Origin of the sequence: Flavobacterium sp. Leaf82, from assembly GCF_001422725.1 — a bacterium.
Taxonomy (GTDB): Bacteria; Bacteroidota; Bacteroidia; order Flavobacteriales; family Flavobacteriaceae; genus Flavobacterium.
Genome location: NZ_LMMA01000007.1, coordinates 44675 through 66240, shown reverse-complemented (window position 1 = coordinate 66240; position 21566 = coordinate 44675). Strand labels below are relative to the sequence as shown.

The following is a 21566-nucleotide window of genomic DNA, read 5'->3' as shown; positions in this document are numbered from 1 at the left end:
AAGCTGTAAATATATTTGTTTTAGATGAATTCAGATCAAATATATTTTTAATTTAAGAAGCAGAAATCACTGTTTTTATAAAAACCTTTTTTCCCGCTTTCGCCTATATCTCTCCGTTTCACTGCGAGGATAACGGCTCTATCGGGGCTAGATTAGAAATTTAGTTTTTATAAGAAAGTTGGGCAGAATGTGAAATTTGTTTTTGTAAAAATATTATTTTTCCCGCAATTGTATTTTAAATTTTTCAATTTGTCGTCTATGGCGTAAAACATGTACAATGGCATGTTCCATTATTTGTTCGATATCATAAACCTGTCCCCATGAAGTAACTATTTTTTTTGCGTTATCAGATTCCTCCAGTTGATTGTCTGCAATATTTTTAAAAGTATCTTCTGTATAAATAAAAAAGTCTGCCAGATCTTTTTGATAATCAGATGTTGTGTTTCTAAAAACATCATCCCTAAAATCAGTCTGGTCACCAAATAATTGCCTAATATATAATGCGTACGCATATCCTGAACATACAACATGGGCCAATATCGACTGAACCGATTCGCAACCTGAATCCTGAGTAGTTGTATCAACGATTGTAGAAAGTTCTTTGTCGTTAATGTCTGAAATTGTTTGACTTAAATCTAAAATTGCTCTTTCGTATTCGTCAAGTAAACCTCCAATGGCGCCTTGTCTGTAAATTTTAGTCATGTTTTGTGGCAAATTATTGATTTAAAACACAATAGTCATCTTCAAAATAATAGAACTTTTCAAGAGCATCATATTTATTTATACTCTTTTCCATTAAAAATTAATTTTGAAGTTTTTCTTTTAATACTTTCCTTAGCGATGCAATCATCGTTTGTGGGGATATTTTTAGTATTGACAGTTTTAGTTTTAATAATGATATTATAAAAATTGTTAGTCATTATCTTGTCGATATCAATAGTCGAAATGTTGTCTTCAAATTCTCCGGCGCAATTCGTATCCCATTCGCCGTTAGATCGCGAAATTGTATAATTTTTGAGTACTTGCTTGAGCGAATTTTTATTTGCAATATACAGCGATAACTCACTTTCGCTGTACGGATTAGGTCGGCTACTGCCGGTATAATCTACCCGAACTCCAAAAGCTCTTGTTGTTTTATTTAAAATATATAATCCCGTATCGATCGTAATACTGCTTAACATTACAGCATCAGATGTCCAGGCATTTGGTTCAATAAATTTGTTGATTATTTTTCCGGTCGCATTATCGATTACGAGTATGTAAGCATCCAGTACAAAATAATCAACAGAAACTTCTGATGCGTATTTGGCAATTACAAAAACGCTTTTACCTTTATCATATGGTAACACTTTCTGAGTAAAAAGTTCCTGATTTATTTCGCTTTCCTTTATCTTAAGCTGTTTTAAAACCGACTTTAAAAGATCGGTATTTTGTGAAAACGAAAACTGAAAACAAAATAATAAAGCAACCAGGAAACATTTTTTCATCAGATTTTTATTTTTAAACTTTACGATTTCTCAAAAATCGGTTGTTGATTTGTTAGGCTACTTTAAATATTTCACCGCCGCTTTTTATATAATCAATTGTTTTGCTTAAATCTTTCATTTTCTCATCATCATCAAGTTCTGTAATTTCATCTACTAATTCATCAGATTCCATGTTTTCTTCGATCGCTCCATTTTCATCTTCAATTGAGTTAAAGGAGAAAACATCTGTAACCGTAATTTTTTTCTCTGCTATAATGCAATGACCATAATCTAATATTGTTTTCGTTACGATATTTCCACCAACATTTAAAACATAGTCACAAAGAGAATCTCCTAAAATTACATTTGCAACGTTTAAGTCACCCGTAATATACATGCTCGACAGCGTAATTAAGCTCTTGCAATTTACATTTCCTAAAACAATAAACATAGACGAATCTACCTGGTGGCAATCCTCAATGATGTTAGCAACATTAAGATCACCGTTTACAAGGACAATATCGTTTCCTACGGTTAAGTTTTCTAAATTAGTTTCACCTGAATACAAAACAATTTTACCTGCTACTTCGTAAAATCCTTTTAACTCACTAATAAGATCATCCTTAAATACTGAGTTGTTTTCGTTGATTAATTGATTCGCATCGTTTAGACTAATTTCTTTAAAATTCTCCATTTTATAATTTATTTTTTAGTGGTTATTTCAGTTAAAGATTGTGTTTATTGTAAAATCTTTTGCTAAAAATATAAATAAATACTTATAAATTTTAAAGAGTTTTGTGTTTTTTTAATTAAAGAAAACTTATGTTCTCAGAATCAGATTTTTAGAATTCAGGGATTTAATCAGGAATATTATTTTGGCCAATATAAAAAATTAAATTTATGACCATCCGGATCAGAAAACCCAAAGAAATATCCTTTTCCATATTCTTGCGGTTCAGCAAAAATAGTTCCGCCAGCTTTTTTAACGATTGTTAACCATTGATCTACCTGATCTTTGCTATCTGCCGAAAGTGAAAATATGATTTCGTTTCCTAGTTTCAAATCTGCCATTTCATCATTAACAGCCCATTTAAATCTTTCTTTTATAAAAAAATGAATTATAAAATTATCATCGCCAAAAAGAAAACTCGTTAGTTCGTTAGATGCATTGTGACCGTTTTGTTTAAACCCTAATTCGGTATAGAATTTCGTTGTGCGTTCTAGGTTTTCTACGCCAAGATTTGCCCAGATTTTTTTCGTTTCCATAAAGATTCATTTTAAAATTAGAATTTAATTACGATGATAAAATAATCGTGTAATAAATTTATGAATTTTAAATTTAAAAATATAGAAATGAACGCTTTATAGACTAACGGGGATACATCTAGAACTTGGGATATTTTATTTTGTCTGTTTCCTGTTTTTTACCTGATAGATAATTTCCCAAAAGATAATCGAGAAAACAGCATTTGCAAATATTGCCGTTTTAACCTGATAAGGATCGTAGTTTATAAAAAAGTGTAAATTGGTAAACTTCACTGCTAGAAATAAACTTAAAGCCGCAATAACAATAGAACAAATTATATTTAATAAAGTTGTCCATTTTAGCGCGAAGAAAGCATAAATCAAGTTTAAAATGGCAAAACCACAACCTAAAACGATATAAGGATCAGCCTTTAGCATTTCTCCAAGTGTGAGTAATAATGAAGTTGTAGACAGGTATAAAAAAAAGAGTATCGAATAAAATAAGATTCTGATTTGAGGTTTCATTTGTATGTTTTTTTGCTTTGACGAAATTACGAATTAAAAATGAAGCTTTAATTAACATGGATTTAAAAAACGATTTTTGTTATCGTTGTCACGAAGTTGGAACGGATTCGCAAAATAGAATTCGGTATTTAATTGACTTTAAATATATCGCAGCCACCAATGTTTATTTTTGGCTTTATATTCTCCAAACCAAATGCAAGGTTTGTAAAGTGAAACGATTACGATGATCCAGATGAAATAAATTGCCCAAAGTGGTAAACCGCTTTCCACTCCTTTTGGTCTGCCAAAAGATCCGGTTGCAAATTCTAATTGTGACCAATTAAATCCTTGCAAAAACAACATGACAAGCGTTAGAATATGAATCAGGTAAAAATGAAGAACAAAGTAAAATAAAGGTACTTTTCCGTAAACTATAGTCACTTTTTTAAAACCGTTACTAAACTGTTCGGCAAAAGCAAGCAGCAAAAGCATAATGCCTAATGTGGGCAAACAATACAAAAGCGAAGGCGGATATTTAGTCACATTCATAAAGGATATAAATGTAAAAGCGGGATCTTTTTGAATTGTCCATCGCACCGGATCGCCGTAAATATTTATAAACCGAAGAATGGCAAATATTGCTAATGAACCCAAACCCAGTTTTATAAAGAACTTTTTTCGTTGTTCGTAAGCCATTTCAAAATAACGTGCAAAACCAAATCCGGTTAGCATAATTCCTAGCCACGGAATAGGAGGATAGCCCATTATAAATGCGCGATCGCCAAACGGAATTACTACAGGACTAAAAAATGGCGATAAAACGGTTTTGATAATCGAGCCTTCTGTAAACGGAATAAGAGCTAAAAGATTATGCCCAAAAATAATAATCAAACCAATAATGCCTAATTGCTTCGCTTGAATTTTTAGTAATAATCCTAAAATAATAAACCCGAAACCTATTGCGGCTATAACCTGAAATAAAAGTGTGTGAAACCCAATATCAAAGAATAATCCAAAATTAACAACCGTAAATTCGAGCAATAACAACCACAAACCTCTTTTGATTAAATGCTGTCTTGTCTCTGTAAAATTGTTTTTTCTTTTTAGTGAAAGATAAACTGAAGTTCCTGCCAGAAAAACAAATATTGGCGCGCACAAATGTGTAATCCAGCGCGTAAAAAATAAGAAAGGAGTTGTTGTATTTAAATCCGTTGGACTTTGTGCGATAGAATCTATATGCATCAAGTCGCGAACATGGTCTAATGCCATAATAATCATGACAATGCCGCGAACTATATCAATTGAATTTTCTCTTTTCATTTTTTGAAGTTTAAAATATATTAGAAATAGTTTTTGATATTTTACTTTTATATTCTTTCTGCGACGAGATACTTCTTGAAATTATGTTTTAATTTCAGCTATTGGCTTTTATGATTTTGTTTTTATTGTAAAATGGCTTCTATTTTAGCTTCTGATTTTTCTTTAATTGTGCTGTCAGGACGAAAACTCCAGATGATCAAAAATTTACCTTTTGCCAGATATTCTTCCGGATGCTCCTCTGTGGGCTGACCGTCTTTTCCCCACAATAATCCTTGTAGAAATCGATCGCCTTTAAAGGTGTGTTCAAATTCAAAATACATAATAGAGCCTCGATCTGCTTTATTTCTATAACTCTGGATTGCTTTACTTTTTAAAGTTCCAACAATATTGCTGTAAGTCTCAATATCAGTATAAAAATTGCAAGCCTGAGGCGTTACACAAATCTGACCGTCGATAGGTGTGTAGCCTTTTGGAATTTCCTTGGGTTTTAGTTTTAAATCAGCAATTGTCTGACTAAATATAGTTGTAGTAAATAATAGAAATAATACCGACAGGGGAATCGTAATTTTCATGGTTTTTGGGGTTTGGTTTGGGAATATTTTACCAGACGAAAATACGAATTAAAATAATAATCCAATAATATGGATTTGTAATTAGTGTAGGGATTTGAGTTTGTTATACCCGACAGGTTTTTAAAACCTGTCGGGTTTACTCGTGAACAACAATCTACGAAAATTTAAAACTTTGCATGCACGAGTGGGTGGCTCGCGCTAGCAGACGAAAAGACAAAAAAATGCACAAAGTCAGATATGACATTTGTGCATTTTTATAATAAACTCCTTTTTAGAGAATGTTATTTATCTTTTAATAATTTTTCTAAATATTCGTTTTTTTCTTTTTCAGCCTGAACCAAACGCTCGTAAAGTTCTACAACTTTATCTAATGGATTGAATGTGCAAGAATTATTAATTCCCTGAGCGCCACTAATGGAACTATTATCGTAAAAGTTATTAAAGAAATTGAAAACGGCTTCTTCAGAAAAATTTTCAATTGCTTCTACAGTAACTCCAAGTATTTCAGCAATTTTTTCAAGCTTTTCTTTGTCAACAATTTCGCTTGTTTCGATACTGGAAATTGTCTGCTGGCTTAATCCCATTGCATAAGCAAGGGCGTCCTGTTTCATACCTTTAAGCTCTCTGATTCGGCTAATATTTCTGCCAATGTGTTTTGGTTTAGTTGCTGTGCTCATACTTCAAAGGTATTTAAAATTCTTTTACAAAATTGATGTTGGTAAAAAACATAGTTTTTTGGTGAGGTACTGGGTTTGGGTTATAGTAAAAGTATTGTTTTTTTATGATGTAGTAATTTTTGTTATTTGAGTTGGATTTGCTAACCACAAAGTATGTCATTTCGACGTAAGGAGAAATCCTCACAAGAAACTCTACAAAGATTGTTAATCTAACACAGAAATAATTTGTTTCAAGTTTTATGTCATATACTTTATAGAGCTTCTTGCGAGGTTTTCTCATTCTTCGAAATTACAAGATTGCGTAATACTTTGACAAAGTTTTTAGCAAAGTTTTTAGCCACAAAGTATGTCATTTCAACCTAAAGAGAAATCTTCACAAGAAACTCTACAAAGATTGGCAATCTTATACAGGAATAATAGGTTTTTAAACTTTATGTTATATACTTTATAGAGCTTCTTACGAGGATTTCTCATTCTTCGAAATGACAAGATTGCGTAATACTTGGCAAAGTTTTTAGCCACAAAGTATGTCTTTTCGACGTAAGGAGAAATCCTCRYAAGAAACTCTACAATCATATATAGGAATAATTGGTTTTTAAACTTTATGCGATATACTTTATAGAGCTTCTTACGAGGATTTCTCATTCTTCGAAATGACAAGATTGCGTGATACTTGACAAAGTTTTTAGCCACAAAGTATGTCTTTTCAACCTAAAGAGAAATCTCACAAGAAACTCTACAAAGATTAGCAATCATATATGGAATTTTATTATAAAATCACACAAACAAATAATTCAAAAAATCCAGATCTGGATTAATGGTTTTTATCAATTCTATTTTCTTTTCTCTCCGCCAGTCTTTTACTTCTTTTTCACGAGCAATTGCTTCTTGGATCCAAGTAAATTTTTCGTAATATAGCAAGAATGTAACATTATACTTTGATGCAAAGGTTTTGTTTTTATTGGTTTTGTTTTCTGTATGTTGATTTAAACGAATTCTCAAATTATTTGTAACTCCGGTATAGAAAACAGTTTTAAATTTATTTGTTATTATGTATATGTAGTAATTATGATAGCCTTCTTGTGATTGCATTTAATTAATTTTTGGCTAAGATATATTATTTGTAGGATTTTTATTGTATTTTGGTTTTTTTGAAATATACTTTATAGAGTTTCTTACGGGGTTTTCTCCTTCGTCGAATGACAAATTTGGTGTGATTTAATTTACGGGAATCCGACTCTGCTAAGCTGGAAAAATTGGGTACGCTTACAAGAAAGAGACGCTATGTTTGAAAGATTATTTTTTGTTTTATTTAAATTAAAAAAAAATAAACGGAAAATCGGTTAAATAATTTAATACAACTAAAGGAATGAATTTAAATGAAATAACAAAAAAAGTTGTTATGGTTTCTGATCAGTATGAAAAAAACTGTAATATAAAAAGAGATGATGATTGGTATATTTTAAAACTTCAGGAAGAATTAGGAGAATTAACTCAAAATTATCTTTCTTACACATCTAGAGGTAGAAATAGAAATTTGACACAGGAAGAATTGAAAAAAAATATTTCGAATGAAGTAGCTGATCTTCTTGGGCAAATTTTATTATTTGCCAATTATCACAATATTGATGTAGAGAAATCTATGGAAGACAAATGGTTTAAGTATTTAAAATAAAATAATAACTAATTTCTGCACTTGCTGGCGCGAGCGTCTCGCTCGTGCCTGTGAAGTTTTTGTATTGTTGGTATCTTAAGATTGTGTTCACGAGCGGGACGCTCGCGCTAGCGGTGGTTTAAGTATTTAAAATAAAATAATAACCAATTTCTGCGTCAGGGATAGAGGCGGTATCCTTTTGTGAAGTGAAACGGAACAAAAGATATAGCCGAAAGCCCGACCCGGAGGGAGACGCCCAAAACATTAAAATTTAGTAAACCCGACAGGTTTTAAAAACCTGTCGGGTTTGTTGCGTCAAATAGATTCAGTTGCAAGATCATGAAAAAATCCGTTTTAATCCGTGTTTTTCGCAAAGCGAATCAGCGTCATCCGCGTTCAATATTGGCGATTTGCTTTGTTGCGTGATAAACTTTGCGAGCCTCTCCCGAAGCCTCGGGATCGCTCAGCATGACAGACTAAAGAATAAAAAACAAAAAAAATCTCATTCAAACAAAATGAATGGGATTACAATATATTATTAAAGAATTAAAAACTCAGTTTAAACTCCATTTTGATGATTTCATCTCGATTTCCAGACTTAAACTTTATATTTCTAAATTCATTAAGAGATGGATTTAAAACGATTTTTGAGTCTTTAATTATTTTAGTAGTTTCATTTTTTTTTCTTTGAATTAAAAATCCATCAAAGTCTTTTTTATAATCAAATGGTTCATCTCTAATTTGATTATCAATTATTCTTGCACCATATATATTAAAATTTTTTGATAGCTTATCAAGGTTAAGCATGATTACTCTTTTATAAACACGTGTTTTTCGTGTATCACTACTTCTAAAAAACAAAGTTATATCTGGATTTAAATCTGTAAAATTGTACACCGCTTTAGCTACAGTGGCTAAAACAATTTTAATATCTCCGTTATTATTTGTTACCTCATCATCGACAGCACACATTCTTGTGAGAACATCGTATTTTAAATCTCCAAAACTAAGATCATAAACAGAAGGATTTTGAGAAGGTGAAAAAGAGATTACTTTTCTAAATTTACCTTTGTCTCCAATACTTATAAAATCATATATGGTAGAGGATTCATCTTTAGAAATTTCATATTTGTTACAATTCATTTATAAGTGTAATTTCTTACAAATATAATATTTTTTGATAATGAAATTTTATCTCCAACAGAAATAATTTTTTAAAATCTATAAGAAAGTCAAATATGCTTTACAGAGTTTTTTATTTGGAAAAGAAAAAACAGGAGATAAAAAAAATCCCGCTTCAATTAAGAAACGGGATTCAATAGATATTCTCTTTTTTTTTATTTTTAAACTGTTGCAGCAACTTCTTCTGGCAACGGAATTTGATTTTTAAGCAAATCTTCGAATGTTTCGTGTTGACGAATTAAGATTCCTTTTCCATCTTTCCATAAAACTTCGGCTGGTTTGTATCTCGAATTGTAGTTCGATGCCATTGAGAAACAATATGCTCCAGCGTTTCTGAAGGCAAGAATATCACCTTCTGTAATTTCTGAAATTCTGCGGTTATTGGCAAAAGTATCAGTTTCGCAAATGTAACCTACAACGGAGTAAAAACGCTCTTTTCCTTTTGGGTTTGAGATGTTTTCGATATAATGTTGTGAACCGTAAAACATAGGACGAATTAAGTGGTTAAAACCACTATCTACTCCTGCAAAAACTGTTGAAGTTGTTTGTTTTACTACGTTTACTTTTGCTAAGAAGAAACCTGCTTCGCTCACCAGGAATTTTCCCGGTTCGAAAATCAAGGTTAAATCTCTACCATATTCTGTACAGAAAGAGTTGAATCTTTTTGATAATTTTTTACCTAATTCTTCGATGTCGGTTTCGATATCGTCTTTTTTGTAAGGTACTTTAAATCCGCTTCCGAAATCTAAAAACTCAAGATCTTTGAAGTGTTTTGCGGTATCGAACAAGATTTCGGCAGCATACAAGAATACTTCGATATCTAAAATATCAGATCCTGTGTGCATATGAATACCAACAATACTCATTTTAGTATTCTCTACAATTCGCAAGATATGCGGAATTTGGTGAACAGAGATTCCGAATTTACTATCGATGTGTCCCACGGAAATATTAGCATTTCCACCCGCCATTACGTGCGGATTGATACGAATACATACCGGAATTTGTGGATATTTTGTTCCGAATTGCTCCAGAATAGATAAGTTATCAATATTGATTTGTACACCCATTGCGGCAACTTCTTCGATTTCTTCAAGAGAAACTCCGTTTGGTGTAAAGAAAATTTTGTCAGGATCATAGCCAGCATGAAGTCCTAATAAAACTTCTTGAATTGATACAGTATCTAAACCAGACCCCATGTTCTTTAATAACTGAAGAATCGCAACGTTTGACAATGCCTTCATGGCGTAATTAACTCTTAAGTTTTCTACCTTAGAGAAAGCTTTAGTTAACCTATTGTACTGAGATTGGATTTTTTCGGCATCATAAACATATAATGGACTTCCAAATTGGTCTGCTAACTGCAGTAAATCTTTTGCTTGCATTTTTAAACTATTTTGAGCAAAGTTATTACACTTTTGAGTAACGACAAATTAATTGTAGAAAAATAACAAATTATAACAAATTGTTTAATTTTAAACAAAAAGTTGCTTATTCTGAATTTTTATAAAAAAATATATGCCCACGGATTATACGGATCAAACGGGTGAACACAGATTTTAAAATAAAGATAAATAAAAACCGCGTAAATCTGTTAATATGTACAGACTAAAACATTAGCTCAAATTTATATTTGTTTTTTTTTCTGCCACGAATTTCACGAATTCCGCGAATTTTTATTTTGATAATCTATTTTATGCGATTTGTAATTAGTGAAAATTCGTGAAATTCGTGGCAGAAAAAATCTTTTTTAATCTATGGCATAAAAAAAGCCCCTGAATTAAATCAGGGGCTTTTGTAGTAGTGTTGTTTATCGGAATAAAGACTATAATTTTTAATCTTTACGTTCTTAAGATGATAAGATTAAGAGAAAAACTTAGCTCCTTAGAATCTTAGTCACTCAGAACCTCAAAAATTAAAGACTCGGTAAGTCTCCGTTTCCTTTGGTTGGCAAGTTAGTAGAGCCCATTAAGAACAAATCTACTTCTCTTGCTGCTTCGCGACCTTCTGAAATAGCCCATACAATTAATGATTGTCCGCGACGCATATCACCAGCAGTGAAAATGTGCGGAACGTTTGTTTGATAATTAGTTGCTTTATAATTGCTTCTAAAATCGACTTCAAGACCTAATTGCTCGCTTAATGTTTTTTCAGGACCTGTAAATCCAAGAGCTAATAAAGCCAAATCGCAAGGCCAGATTTTCTCTGAACCTTCTTTTTCGATTAATTCAGGACGTTGACCCGGAGTCATTTTCCATTGTACTTCAACGGTTTTTAATCCAACTAATTCTCCTTTATCATTCGATAAAAATTCTTTCGTATTGATTAACCAGTTTCTGTCGCAACCTTCTTCGTGAGAAGACGAAGTTTTTAACTGCAAAGGCCAGAAAGGCCAAGGCGTAGATTCGCTTCTTCCGACTGGAGGTTTTGGCAAAATCTCAAAATTTGTTACCGATTTTGCTCCGTGACGGTTTGATGTTCCAACGCAGTCAGAACCTGTATCTCCACCACCAATTACGATGACATCTTTTCCGGTTGCTTTAACCTGATCCGGAATAGATTCTCCATATAAAACTTTAGTTTGTTGCGTAAGGAAATCCATTGCCTGAACAACGCCTTTGCTTTCGATACCTTTAGTTGGTAAACTTCTTCTTTCGGTTGCTCCACCGCACAATACGATAGAATCAAAAGAATTAAGTTCGTCTACGCTAAAGTTTACACCAACATTTATGTTTGTTTTAAAAGTGATTCCTTCAGCTTCAAGGATTGCTACACGTCTGTCGATTATTCCTTTTTCTAATTTAAAATTCGGAATTCCGTAACGTAATAAACCTCCAATTGCATTGTCTCTTTCAAAAACAGTTACTGTGTGACCAGCTCTGTTTAATTGTTGAGCTGCTGCTAAACCTGCAGGACCTGAACCAATAACGGCTACAGTTTTTCCTGTTCTGGTTCTTGGCGCTTGTGGTTTGATCCAGCCTTCGGCAAAACCTCTTTCGATGATGTTTTTCTCGATGTTTTCGATTGCAACTGGTTCTTTGATGATTCCTAATACACATGATTTCTCACATGGAGCAGGGCATAAGCGACCTGTAAATTCCGGAAAGTTATTAGTAGATTGTAAAATCTCTAAGGCACTTTGCCATTCTTCCTGATGCACCATGTCGTTGAAATCAGGAATTAAATTTCCTAACGGACAAGAACTGTGGCAAAAAGGAATACCACAATCCATACATCTCGAACCTTGTTCTTTTATTTTATCTTTTGCTAACGGAATGGTAAATTCGTTATAGTTAGAAACACGTTCTGCTACTGCTAAATTACTTTCGTCGGCTCTGTTATATTCTTTAAATCCGCCTATTTTACCCATGACATTTTAATTAAATCTAAATGATAATTATAAAGTTCTATTTTTTTTAACCGCAAAGAACGCAAGGTCTTTTTTGCTTTTTTGAGTGTTTTAAGTTCGTAAAGCTTTGCGGTTAAGTTTTTAATCTAAAATCTGAACTCTAAAATCTAAAATCATTTATCCAGCTATTAATTCTTCTATTTTTTTCTCTTCTGCAATTCGTTGTAATGCTTTTTTGTAATCAGTTGGCATTACTTTTACGAAATGGTTTTGTTGATTTTCCCAGTCTGCTAAAATTCTTTTTGCTAACGGACTATTGGTGTACAACGAGTGGTTTTTAATCAGTTTTCTTAGTTTTGTAACATCTTCCTCTTCGATAGGATCAAAAGCAACCATTTCCATGTTGCAGGAGTTCGCATCGAATTTTTGATTTGGATCATAAACATAAGCAACACCACCGCTCATACCAGCTGCGAAGTTTCTTCCTGTTTTCCCTAAAACTACTACTGTACCACCAGTCATGTATTCGCATCCGTGATCTCCAATTCCTTCAACAACCGCAGTTGCTCCGGAGTTTCTTACACAAAAACGCTCACCGGCCATTCCGTTAATATAAGCCTCTCCGGTAATAGCTCCGTAAAGGGCAACGTTACCAATAATGATGTTTTCTTCAGGTTTGAAGGTTGCAGTAGGAGGGACCTTGATAATCAATTTTCCTCCTGATAATCCTTTTCCTAAATAATCATTACAGTTTCCGTGAATTTTAAACGACAATCCGTTTGTGGCAAAAGCACCAAAACTTTGTCCGGCAGAACCTTCAAAATCAACTAAAATAGTGTCTTCAGGTAAACCTTGTGCGCCATAAATTTTTGAGATTTCATTACTCAAAATAGCACCTACAGAACGGTCTGTATTTTTAATTTTAAATGTAACTCTTGTTTTTTCTTTTCTATAAATAGATGGAATTGCTTCTTTGATAATTTCGAAATCCAATACGTTTTCAAGATTATGATCTTGCTCAGTTGTATTGTGATTTGGAACTGTTTTCGCTTTTTCTGGTTTGTATAGAATTGATGATAAGTCTAATCCATTTGCTTTGTAATGTTTGATCGCTTTGTTCACATTTAATTTTTGTGACTGACCCACCATTTCTTTTAAGGTTCTAAAACCTAATTGCGCCATGATTTCTCTTAATTCCTCAGCAATAAAATACATGAAGTTAATTACGTGTTCCGGAGTTCCTTTGAAATTTTTTCTCAATTCAGGATCCTGAGTTGCAATACCAACCGGACAAGTATTTAAGTGACAAGCTCTCATCATAATACAACCGGAAGCTACAAGCGGAGCAGTAGCAAAACCAAATTCTTCGGCTCCTAATAATGCAGCAATAGCTACGTCACGACCTGTTTTTAATTGTCCGTCACATTCTAAAACCACACGGCTTCTTAAATCATTTAAGATCAAAGTTTGTTGTGCTTCAGCTAAACCAAGTTCCCACGGAATTCCTGTGTGTTGTAAAGAGGTTAATGGTGCAGCACCGGTTCCTCCGTCATAACCAGAAATCAGGATAACGTCGGCTTTTGCTTTGGCAACACCGGCAGCGATAGTTCCAACTCCAACTTCAGAAACTAATTTTACGTTTACACGCGCTTCACGATTGGCATTTTTTAAGTCGAAAATCAATTGCGATAAATCCTCAATAGAGTAAATATCGTGGTGTGGCGGAGGCGAAATCAAACCTACATATGGCGTAGAGTTTCTGGTTTCAGCAATCCAAGGCACTACTTTTTCTCCAGGTAACTGACCACCTTCTCCAGGTTTTGCACCCTGGGCCATTTTAATCTGAATTTCTTTAGCGTTTGTCAAGTAGTTGATCGAAACACCAAAACGTCCTGATGCAACTTGTTTGATCGCACTGTTTCTGGAATCTCCGTTAATTTCTTTCTGGAAACGTTTAGGATCTTCTCCACCTTCTCCAGAGTTACTTTTTCCGCCAATTCTGTTCATGGCAATTGCTAAATTCTCGTGTGCTTCTCTACTGATAGATCCGTAAGACATGGCACCCGTTTTGAATTTTTTTACAATTTCTGTCCAAGGTTCTACTTCATCAATAGAAATTGGATCAAGATTATTAAATTCGAATAAACCTCTAATAGTCATTAAGTTTGAGCTTTGCTCATTGACCATATCCGAGTATTCTTTATAACTTTCCGGACTGTTTAAACGAACTGCCTGTTGTAATTTAGAAATAGTTGTTGGGTTAAACATGTGTTTTTCTCCACCACGTCTCCATCTGTAAATACCTCCAATTTCTAAAGAAAGCAAGTTGGCGATTTTAGAGTTTGGAAATGCTTTCTGGAAACGTTTCTTCACTTCTTTTTCAACTTCCATCAAACCAATTCCTTCGATTCTTGAAGGCGTAAATGGGAAATATTTATTAGTGAATGTTTTATTTAAACCTAAAATCTCGAAAATCTGAGCAGCTCTGTACGAATGTAATGTCGAGATACCAATTTTGTTCATGATTTTAAGAATGCCTTTTGCAATCGCTTTGTTGTAATTTACAATTGCATAATCAGCTTTTACTCCAGTAATAAATCCTTGGTTTACCTGATCGTGAATAATCTCATTTACCATATAAGGGTTGATGGCACTTGCACCATATCCAAATAATAAAGCAAAATGATGTGGCTCACGAGGCTCCGCAGATTCGATTATGATTCCAAATTTTGAACGTACCTGTAAAATGTTTAAAGAGTGGTGAATGTAAGAACAAGCCAATAACATAGGTATTGGAGCCAATTCTTCGCTTACGCCTCTGTCTGATAAAATGATGATATTGCATCCTTCAGAAACTGCTTTAAAAGTTGCCTGAACACATTTTTCAAGCGCGCGTTCTAAACCATTTACTCCTTTTTCTATTTTATATAAAGTAGAAATTGTAGCTGATTTGAAATCCGGATGATCAATGTTTCTGATTTTATCTAAATCCTCATTCGAAATAACCGGATTTTGGATTTTTAGCTTTTTACATTGTTTAGATTCGATTTCGAAAATATTAAAATCACCACCAATTGCTAAACTAATATCTGTAATGATTTCTTCACGAATACCATCCAAAGGCGGGTTGGTAACCTGAGCAAATAATTGTTTAAAATAGTTGTACAATAACTGTGGCTGATCTGATAAAACAGCCAATGGCGTATCGTTACCCATAGAACTAATGGCTTCAGCGCCCTGAGCTCCCATTGGGTTAATGATTGTTTTTAAGTCTTCGATAGTATATCCAAATAATCTTTGTCTGGTCTGGAAATCAAGTTTCTCAACCGGAGTAGGATTATTGGTGTAAGGTATTTTAGACAATGGCAACAAGTTAGCGTCGATCCATTCCTGATAAGGACGTTTTGTTACAATTGCTTTTTTAATTTCATCATCTTCAATAATACGACCTTCGTTCATGTCAACAAGGAACATTTTTCCTGGCTCTAAACGACCGTGTTGTACTACATCTTCAGGCTCTACGTCAAGTACACCAATTTCTGATGACATGATTACGAAGCCACTTTTTGTCAACGTATAACGAGAAGGACGTAAACCGTTACGGTCTAATAAAGCACCAATTACGTTACCATCTGTAAACGGAATCGAAGCCGGACCATCCCAAGGCTCCATGATACAAGAGTTGAATTCGTAGAATGCTCTTTTTTCTGGAGACATTGTCTGATGTTTTTCCCAAGCTTCAGGAACAACCATCATCATCGCTTCCGGCAATGAACGACCTGTCATTAATAAAAGTTCTACGACCATATCCATAGAAGCAGAATCTGATTTTCCTTCTAAGATAATTGGGAATAGTTTTTTGATGTCATTTCCAAAAACTTTGCTTTCCATCAATTCTTCACGAGCACGCATACGGCTAACGTTTCCGCGAAGTGTATTAATTTCACCATTATGACACATGTATCTAAATGGTTGTGCAAGTTCCCATGAAGGGAAAGTATTAGTAGAGAAACGTTGGTGAACTAACGCCAGACGAGTCACTAAATCGGGATCTTTTAAGTCAACATAATAACGGCTGATGTCTTCCGGCATCAATAGACCTTTATATATTATGGTAGTTGTCGATAAACTAGAGAAATAAAACATGTGACTTTCAGAGGTTTTTGATCCTCTTACGGCATGTTCAGCAATTTTTCTAGCTGCAAAAAGTTTTGCATTAAATTCATTTTCAGTTAAATCCTGACCGTTTTTGCTAACAAAAACCTGTTTAACTGTTGGTTCTTTTTCTGCGGCAATCTGCCCTAAATTTTCCACTTCAACAGGCACATCTCTCCACCCAAGGATTTTTAAGTTCTGATCCTTAATAGTCGATTCGAAAGCGTTGATACAAAAAGAAACCTGGTTTTTGCTTTTTGGTAAAAAAACCATTCCTACTGCATACTCACGTGTTTCAGGGATTTCAAAGTCACATACTTTTTTAAAGAAAGCATGAGGGATATCGAATAAAATTCCAGCCCCGTCTCCAGTTCTTCCATCAGAACTAACGGCACCACGATGTTCCAATTTTATTAAGATGTCCAATGCTTTGTGAATAATATCATTAGATTTAATACCATTCAAATTACAAATAAATCCTGCACCACAATTGTCGTGTTCAAATTCAGGCAAATAAAGCCCTTGTTCTTTAACTTTCATTCTTGATATTTTTTCTTCAAAAATACGGATTTCGTTAAATATAATGTATTGAAATTATAATTTGACTTACATTTTTATTGTAATATTAGAAAAACGCTTCTTAATTGATAATAATATTATATTAGCCATTGCGAATTGATAAAATCATAACTCACATTAAAATATATTAAGAAAAATCGCTGTAAGGCTAATGAATACGGTGATCTTTTTGTTAAATATCAAACGTTTTAGTGGTTTTCAGTTAATATTAACAAATCATTTAGTTAACTATTTCTTTGCATTGAAAAAGAATAAACGTTTTATAAATATCGTACACGTTTTTTAATTGAAAAAGATTTTACTTTTAAGTTGAATTTTGCTACTTTTGTCGCACTTTTATTCTGAAATAAATTCAGAACCAGACAAATTCTATATTATGAACATACACGAATATCAAGGAAAAGAAATTTTAGCGAGTTACGGAGTACGCATTCAACGCGGAATTGTGGCTAACAATGCAGTTGAAGCTGTGGCTGCTGCAAAACAATTAACTGCCGAGACTGGTACAGGATGGCACGTAATAAAAGCACAAATTCACGCAGGTGGTCGTGGAAAAGGTGGTGGAGTTAAGTTAGCAAAAAACTTGCAACAAGTTGAAGAAATTGCTGGACAAATCATCGGAATGCAATTGATTACACCTCAAACTTCTGCAGAAGGTAAAAAAGTAAACAAAATATTAGTTGCAGAAGATGTTTACTATCCTGGTGAAAGTGAAACTTCTGAATTTTATGTTTCTGTTTTATTAAATAGAGCTACTGGTCGTAACATGATTATGTATTCTACTGAAGGTGGAATGGATATTGAAGAAGTTGCTGAGCATACTCCTCATTTAATTTTTACTGAAGAAGTTGATCCTTCTGTTGGATTACAAGGTTTTCAGGCAAGAAGAATTGCTTTTAACTTAGGTCTTTCTGGAAATGCTTTCAAAGAAATGGTTAAATTCATCGATTCATTATACAATGCTTACATTGGTTCTGATGCTTCTATGTTTGAAATCAACCCGGTTTTGAAAACTTCAGATAATAAAATTATGGCTGTAGATGCTAAAGTAAATATCGATGATAATGCTTTATACAGACAACCAAAATATGCTGAAATGAGAGACGTTCGTGAAGAGAACCCAATCGAAGTTGAAGCTAAAGAAGTAGGATTAAACTATGTAGATCTTGACGGTACTGTAGGATGTATGGTAAACGGAGCAGGTCTTGCAATGGCAACTATGGATTTAATTAAATATGCTGGTTTTGAGCCTGCTAACTTCCTTGACGTTGGTGGAACTGCTGATGCAAAACGTGTTGAAACTGCTTTTAGAATTATCTTAAAAGATCCTAACGTAAAAGCTATTTTGATTAACATTTTTGGAGGAATCGTTCGTTGTGACCGTGTTGCTCAAGGTGTTGTTGATGCTTACAAAAACATGGGTGACGCTATCAATGTGCCAATTATCGTTCGTTTGCAAGGAACAAATGCTGAAATTGCAAAAGAATTAATTGACAATTCAGGTATGCCAATCTTATCAGCTGTTCAGTTTCAAGAAGCTGCTGACCAAGTTAAAGCTGCACTTTCTTAATTAAATAAGAAATCAACTATATATAAAATCCCTTCGATCATTCGGAGGGATTTTTTTTTGGAATATTTAATTAAAGGAAGATTTAACCGCAAAGCCCGCAAAGTTTTTTTATCGCAAGATTTTATATAAACGCAAAGTTCGCAAAGCTATGTGTTTAAAATAGCCACGAATTCACGAATTATTTTTAATCTCAAAGATTATAAAAAAAATAATTCGTGAATTCGTGGCTAAAAACCTTTGCGAACTTTGCGTAAACCTTTGCGCCCTTTGCGGTAAAAAATCGTGCAGTTTGAATCTTTTATTTCAAGACCGTTGCCAATTCTACAATTTCGTATTCAGGATTATGTGCGACAAATTCTCTAATCATTGCCGTATGACCTGCGCCCAATAAAACCATTATTTTATCGTCTTTGGTTTCTGTCAATTTCTGAATCAAAGCATACATATAAAGATTTCTTCTGTACCATTCAGATACTAAAAAAGCACCAACAAAATTATCTGTTTTTCCGCCTTTAATCGCAGTTTCAAGATACCAGCTAATATTATCTTCATTTGATGCTTTTGTATTCAAATCCAAAAGTAATTGAGTCAATGAATACTTCGCAATTTTTTGATTTTGATCTGTTTCATAATGTTTCATTGTTTCTTCATTCCTTTTGATCAAATCAAATTGTTTGGCTTCTTCCATTACTTTTACTAAACTGTCATAAGGAAAATTGGCGTTGTTATAATCAATTCCGTAAAGCTTTTTATGACCTAATTTTTTAGCAGATCTTAAAGCTATCTGCACAATTTCGTCAGCATCTTTATGGAGTAAACTGTCTGTATTTTTATTGTAAAACTTATCCAGTTTTGCTTGTCGCTCATAATTCCATTCAACGAAAATTTTATCAGGTCCAAACTTTTTAATTTTATCGGTAATGTTTTCCAGTTCCTTTTGACTTTTGTCAGACATGACATTGAACGTGTTTACTTTAGCAACGTCAAGTCCGGGATTTTCAAAATGGAAAGATCCCAGTAATAAAATTTGTTTCTTTTTTGATTGAGCAGAAACAGTATGCAATGCGATTGTAAAAAGGAATAATAAAGCGATTTTTTTCATGATGATTTGTTTTAAATTCACGACAAATGTAGGGGCACTTTTAAGGTGAATTATTAGTTTTTGATAAACGACAAGTTTCAAATTGCAAACGTTAATAATTGAATGTCGAAAAATTTCATGTACTGTTTTTGATAGTTCATCACAAGAAATACAGGTTTTATATAAATCTGGTATTCATATAAAGTCATAGTTGTATTTTTGAAATAACAATTACATTCATATGAAGCTAAAAATTCCTTTCTATTATCATATTCTTCTTTTTACTGGATTATTTATAACCTTTTATATATGGGATATTGGAGTGAGTAATCGAAAATTGGATTCTGTTTTCAGTAGTATGTATTTCTTTTTTAATACAGGTTTTGTGTTATCCATTTTCATCGTTTATCTTTTAAATTTTTATCTTTTTTGCGATTGGTTTTTAAACAGAAAAAGGGTTGTGTTGTATTTTTTGAGTATTCCAGTTTCATTATTAATTTTTGCCGGAGTACGTTATTTTTTGCAGGAAGTAGTTGTGTTTGAAATTACAGGAATTCATAATTATGGGGAGGAAACACGTAAAATTGGATATTACATTCAGGATAATTTTTTCTTTGGATTGCCGGCAATAATTTTAAGCGCTTTGAGCTATTTATTTTGGCAATTTCAGGAAACATACAAACACAATCAGCAATTGCTTTTAGAGAATAAGAAAGCAGAACTTCAAATGCTGAAATCGCAAGTTAGTCCGCATTTTTTGTTTAATACGCTAAATTCTTTCTATAGTCAATTGATTTTAAAAGATGATGAAATAGCATCAGATATTTTGGTTCTTTCAGATTTGCTTCGCTATGTGATTACAGAGACAGATAAAGAGGAGGTTTTACTATCTAAAGAAATTCAATTTATACAAAACTATATTCATTTACAGAAAAAACGATTTGAAGATCAGCTTTACTTAGACTTTGAGATTCTAGGAGATTTTTCTACTGAAAAAATTCTGTCATCAGCTTTGATTCATTTTATAGAAAATGTTTTTAAACACGCAAAATTAAATGATCCGGATAAAAAAGCGAATATTTCGATTAAAATAAAAGGAAACTTTTTAGAACTATCAACCTTTAATTATAATGTAGGAGGAGAAAATTATTCATCAACCGGAATTGGTTTTGAGAATCTGACCAAACGTTTAGAATATGCTTACAAGGATCAATTTATATTAGAAAAAACAGCAGAAAACGATACCTTTAAAACCTATTTGAAAATACCACTAAAAAAATAATTCCATGAACTTTAAATGTATTATTGTTGATGATGAACCGCCAGCAACCCGCATACTCGAAAATTATATCGATAAAGTATCTTTTCTCGAAAAAGTAGGCGTTTTTAATGATGCATTAAAAGCATTAGAATTTCTAAATACGCAAACTGTAGATGTTATCTTTTTGGATATTCAGATGCCGCAATTAACAGGTTTACAGCTTTCCAAAATAATTTCGAAAGATATTAAAGTCATTTTTACAACTGCTTATCCGGATTTTGCGTTAGAAGGATTTGAACTAAATGCCATTGATTATCTATTGAAACCAATTGCTTTTGAACGTTTTTATCAGGCAGTTTCAAAATTAAAAGCAGAACCTAAAACAGAAGTTACGACGAACAATTCGTCTGATTTTATTTTTGTAAAAACCGATGGCAAAAATAAATTTCAGAAGTTGTTTTTAGAAGAGATTTTATACGTAGAAAGTCTGCAGAATTATGTTTGTATTCATACTCAAAAGCAACAAATTATCACGCATTCGTCTTTAAAAAATGTAATTGAATCATTGCCGGAAAAAGATTTTATCCAGATACATAAGTCGTATGTAATTGCTTTAAAACAAATAGAATCTACCGATAGTTTTTCTGTTTTTATTAATGGAAAAGAATTACCAATTGGAGCCACATTTAAAGATGCTTTCTTTGAGCGAATTGATCAGAATAAAATCTAGGTTTGGTGGTGATTTAACCGCAAAGTGCGCAAAGATTCTTTATATAGATTTTAAATAAAAACGCAAAGTTCGCAAAGCTTTATCTATACAGCTTTGCGAACTTTTTGTGTTTAAAATAATAGCCACGAATTCACTAATTTTTGTTTTCAAGATTATGAAAATAATTCGTGAATTCGTGGCTAAAAAACTTTGCACACTCTGCGTAAATCTTTGCGCACTTT

The 21566-nt window shown here is 32.9% G+C and carries 18 protein-coding genes; 4 read left to right on the top strand and 14 right to left on the bottom strand.

Features of this window, described 5'->3' with window-relative positions; genetic code table 11:
* Positions 1-213: 213 nt before the first annotated feature.
* From ASF10_RS07425 to ASF10_RS07385, 9 genes are all read right to left on the bottom strand, one after another.
* Positions 214-702, bottom strand: coding sequence for a damage-inducible protein DinB (locus ASF10_RS07425; RefSeq protein WP_056247248.1), 489 nt, complete (start codon positions 700-702; stop codon positions 214-216).
* A 74-nt stretch (positions 703-776) separates the two neighbouring features.
* Positions 777-1487 carry a hypothetical protein gene (locus ASF10_RS07420; RefSeq protein WP_056247246.1) on the bottom strand — a complete coding sequence of 237 codons (711 nt, stop codon included), beginning with the start codon at positions 1485-1487 and terminating at the stop codon, positions 777-779.
* A 52-nt stretch (positions 1488-1539) separates the two neighbouring features.
* Positions 1540-2160 carry a hypothetical protein gene (locus ASF10_RS07415; protein ID WP_056247244.1) on the bottom strand — a complete coding sequence of 207 codons (621 nt, stop codon included), beginning with the start codon at positions 2158-2160 and terminating at the stop codon, positions 1540-1542.
* A gap of 176 nt (positions 2161-2336) precedes the next feature.
* The gene (locus tag ASF10_RS07410) at positions 2337-2732 is read right to left on the bottom strand and encodes a VOC family protein (protein ID WP_056247241.1); all 396 of its coding nucleotides are present in this window, start codon (positions 2730-2732) and stop codon (positions 2337-2339) included.
* A 135-nt stretch (positions 2733-2867) separates the two neighbouring features.
* Positions 2868-3236, bottom strand: coding sequence for a hypothetical protein (locus ASF10_RS07405; RefSeq protein ID WP_056247239.1), 369 nt, complete (start codon positions 3234-3236; stop codon positions 2868-2870).
* 138 nt (positions 3237-3374) lie between these two features.
* Complete coding sequence (locus ASF10_RS07400; protein ID WP_056247237.1) at positions 3375-4535, bottom strand: DUF1624 domain-containing protein; 1161 nt, start codon at positions 4533-4535, stop codon at positions 3375-3377.
* A gap of 122 nt (positions 4536-4657) precedes the next feature.
* On the bottom strand, positions 4658-5107 hold the full coding sequence (locus ASF10_RS07395) for a hypothetical protein (protein ID WP_056247235.1): 450 nt from the start codon (positions 5105-5107) through the stop codon (positions 4658-4660).
* A 281-nt stretch (positions 5108-5388) separates the two neighbouring features.
* A complete protein-coding gene (locus ASF10_RS07390; protein WP_056247233.1) occupies positions 5389-5784 on the bottom strand; it encodes a helix-turn-helix domain-containing protein in 396 nt (131 codons plus the stop codon).
* A 777-nt stretch (positions 5785-6561) separates the two neighbouring features.
* Positions 6562-6876, bottom strand: a complete 315-nt coding sequence (locus tag ASF10_RS07385) for a GIY-YIG nuclease family protein (RefSeq protein WP_056247231.1) — start codon at positions 6874-6876, stop codon at positions 6562-6564.
* A gap of 277 nt (positions 6877-7153) precedes the next feature.
* Between ASF10_RS07385 and ASF10_RS07380 the strand changes: the two genes are divergently transcribed.
* Entirely contained in the window at positions 7154-7459 is a 306-nt protein-coding gene (locus tag ASF10_RS07380; RefSeq protein ID WP_198529570.1) for a hypothetical protein, read from the top strand.
* A gap of 525 nt (positions 7460-7984) precedes the next feature.
* Here the strand turns inward: ASF10_RS07380 and ASF10_RS07375 are convergent.
* The 4 genes from ASF10_RS07375 to gltB all read right to left on the bottom strand — a co-directional run bounded on the left by ASF10_RS07375 (position 7985) and on the right by gltB (position 16664).
* Positions 7985-8581: a DUF6934 family protein gene (locus tag ASF10_RS07375; protein WP_056247229.1), complete on the bottom strand. Its 597-nt coding sequence runs from the start codon at positions 8579-8581 to the stop codon at positions 7985-7987.
* Positions 8582-8781: 200 nt separating this feature from the next.
* Positions 8782-10005, bottom strand: coding sequence for a diaminopimelate decarboxylase (lysA, locus tag ASF10_RS07370; RefSeq protein ID WP_056247227.1), 1224 nt, complete (start codon positions 10003-10005; stop codon positions 8782-8784).
* A gap of 530 nt (positions 10006-10535) precedes the next feature.
* Positions 10536-11990 (bottom strand): glutamate synthase subunit beta, encoded by a 1455-nt coding sequence (locus tag ASF10_RS07365; RefSeq protein WP_056247225.1) that lies wholly within the window; start codon positions 11988-11990, stop codon positions 10536-10538.
* A 156-nt stretch (positions 11991-12146) separates the two neighbouring features.
* A complete protein-coding gene (gene gltB / locus ASF10_RS07360; protein ID WP_056247222.1) occupies positions 12147-16664 on the bottom strand; it encodes a glutamate synthase large subunit in 4518 nt (1505 codons plus the stop codon).
* 415 nt (positions 16665-17079) lie between these two features.
* Between gltB and sucC the strand changes: the two genes are divergently transcribed.
* Positions 17080-18273, top strand: coding sequence for an ADP-forming succinate--CoA ligase subunit beta (gene sucC / locus ASF10_RS07355; protein ID WP_056247306.1), 1194 nt, complete (start codon positions 17080-17082; stop codon positions 18271-18273).
* Between the two features lie 298 nt (positions 18274-18571).
* On the opposite strand, the gene ASF10_RS07350 is transcribed toward sucC, so the two are convergent.
* Positions 18572-19375 (bottom strand): DUF5694 domain-containing protein, encoded by an 804-nt coding sequence (locus tag ASF10_RS07350; protein WP_056247220.1) that lies wholly within the window; start codon positions 19373-19375, stop codon positions 18572-18574.
* A gap of 220 nt (positions 19376-19595) precedes the next feature.
* Here ASF10_RS07350 and ASF10_RS07345 point away from each other — a divergent pair, with 220 nt between their 5' ends.
* Both ASF10_RS07345 and ASF10_RS07340 read left to right on the top strand, forming a co-directional pair.
* On the top strand, positions 19596-20636 hold the full coding sequence (locus tag ASF10_RS07345; protein ID WP_056247218.1) for a sensor histidine kinase: 1041 nt from the start codon (positions 19596-19598) through the stop codon (positions 20634-20636).
* Positions 20637-20640: 4 nt separating this feature from the next.
* The gene (locus tag ASF10_RS07340; RefSeq protein ID WP_056247215.1) at positions 20641-21345 is read left to right on the top strand and encodes a LytR/AlgR family response regulator transcription factor; all 705 of its coding nucleotides are present in this window, start codon (positions 20641-20643) and stop codon (positions 21343-21345) included.
* The last annotated feature ends 221 nt before the right edge of the window (positions 21346-21566 follow it).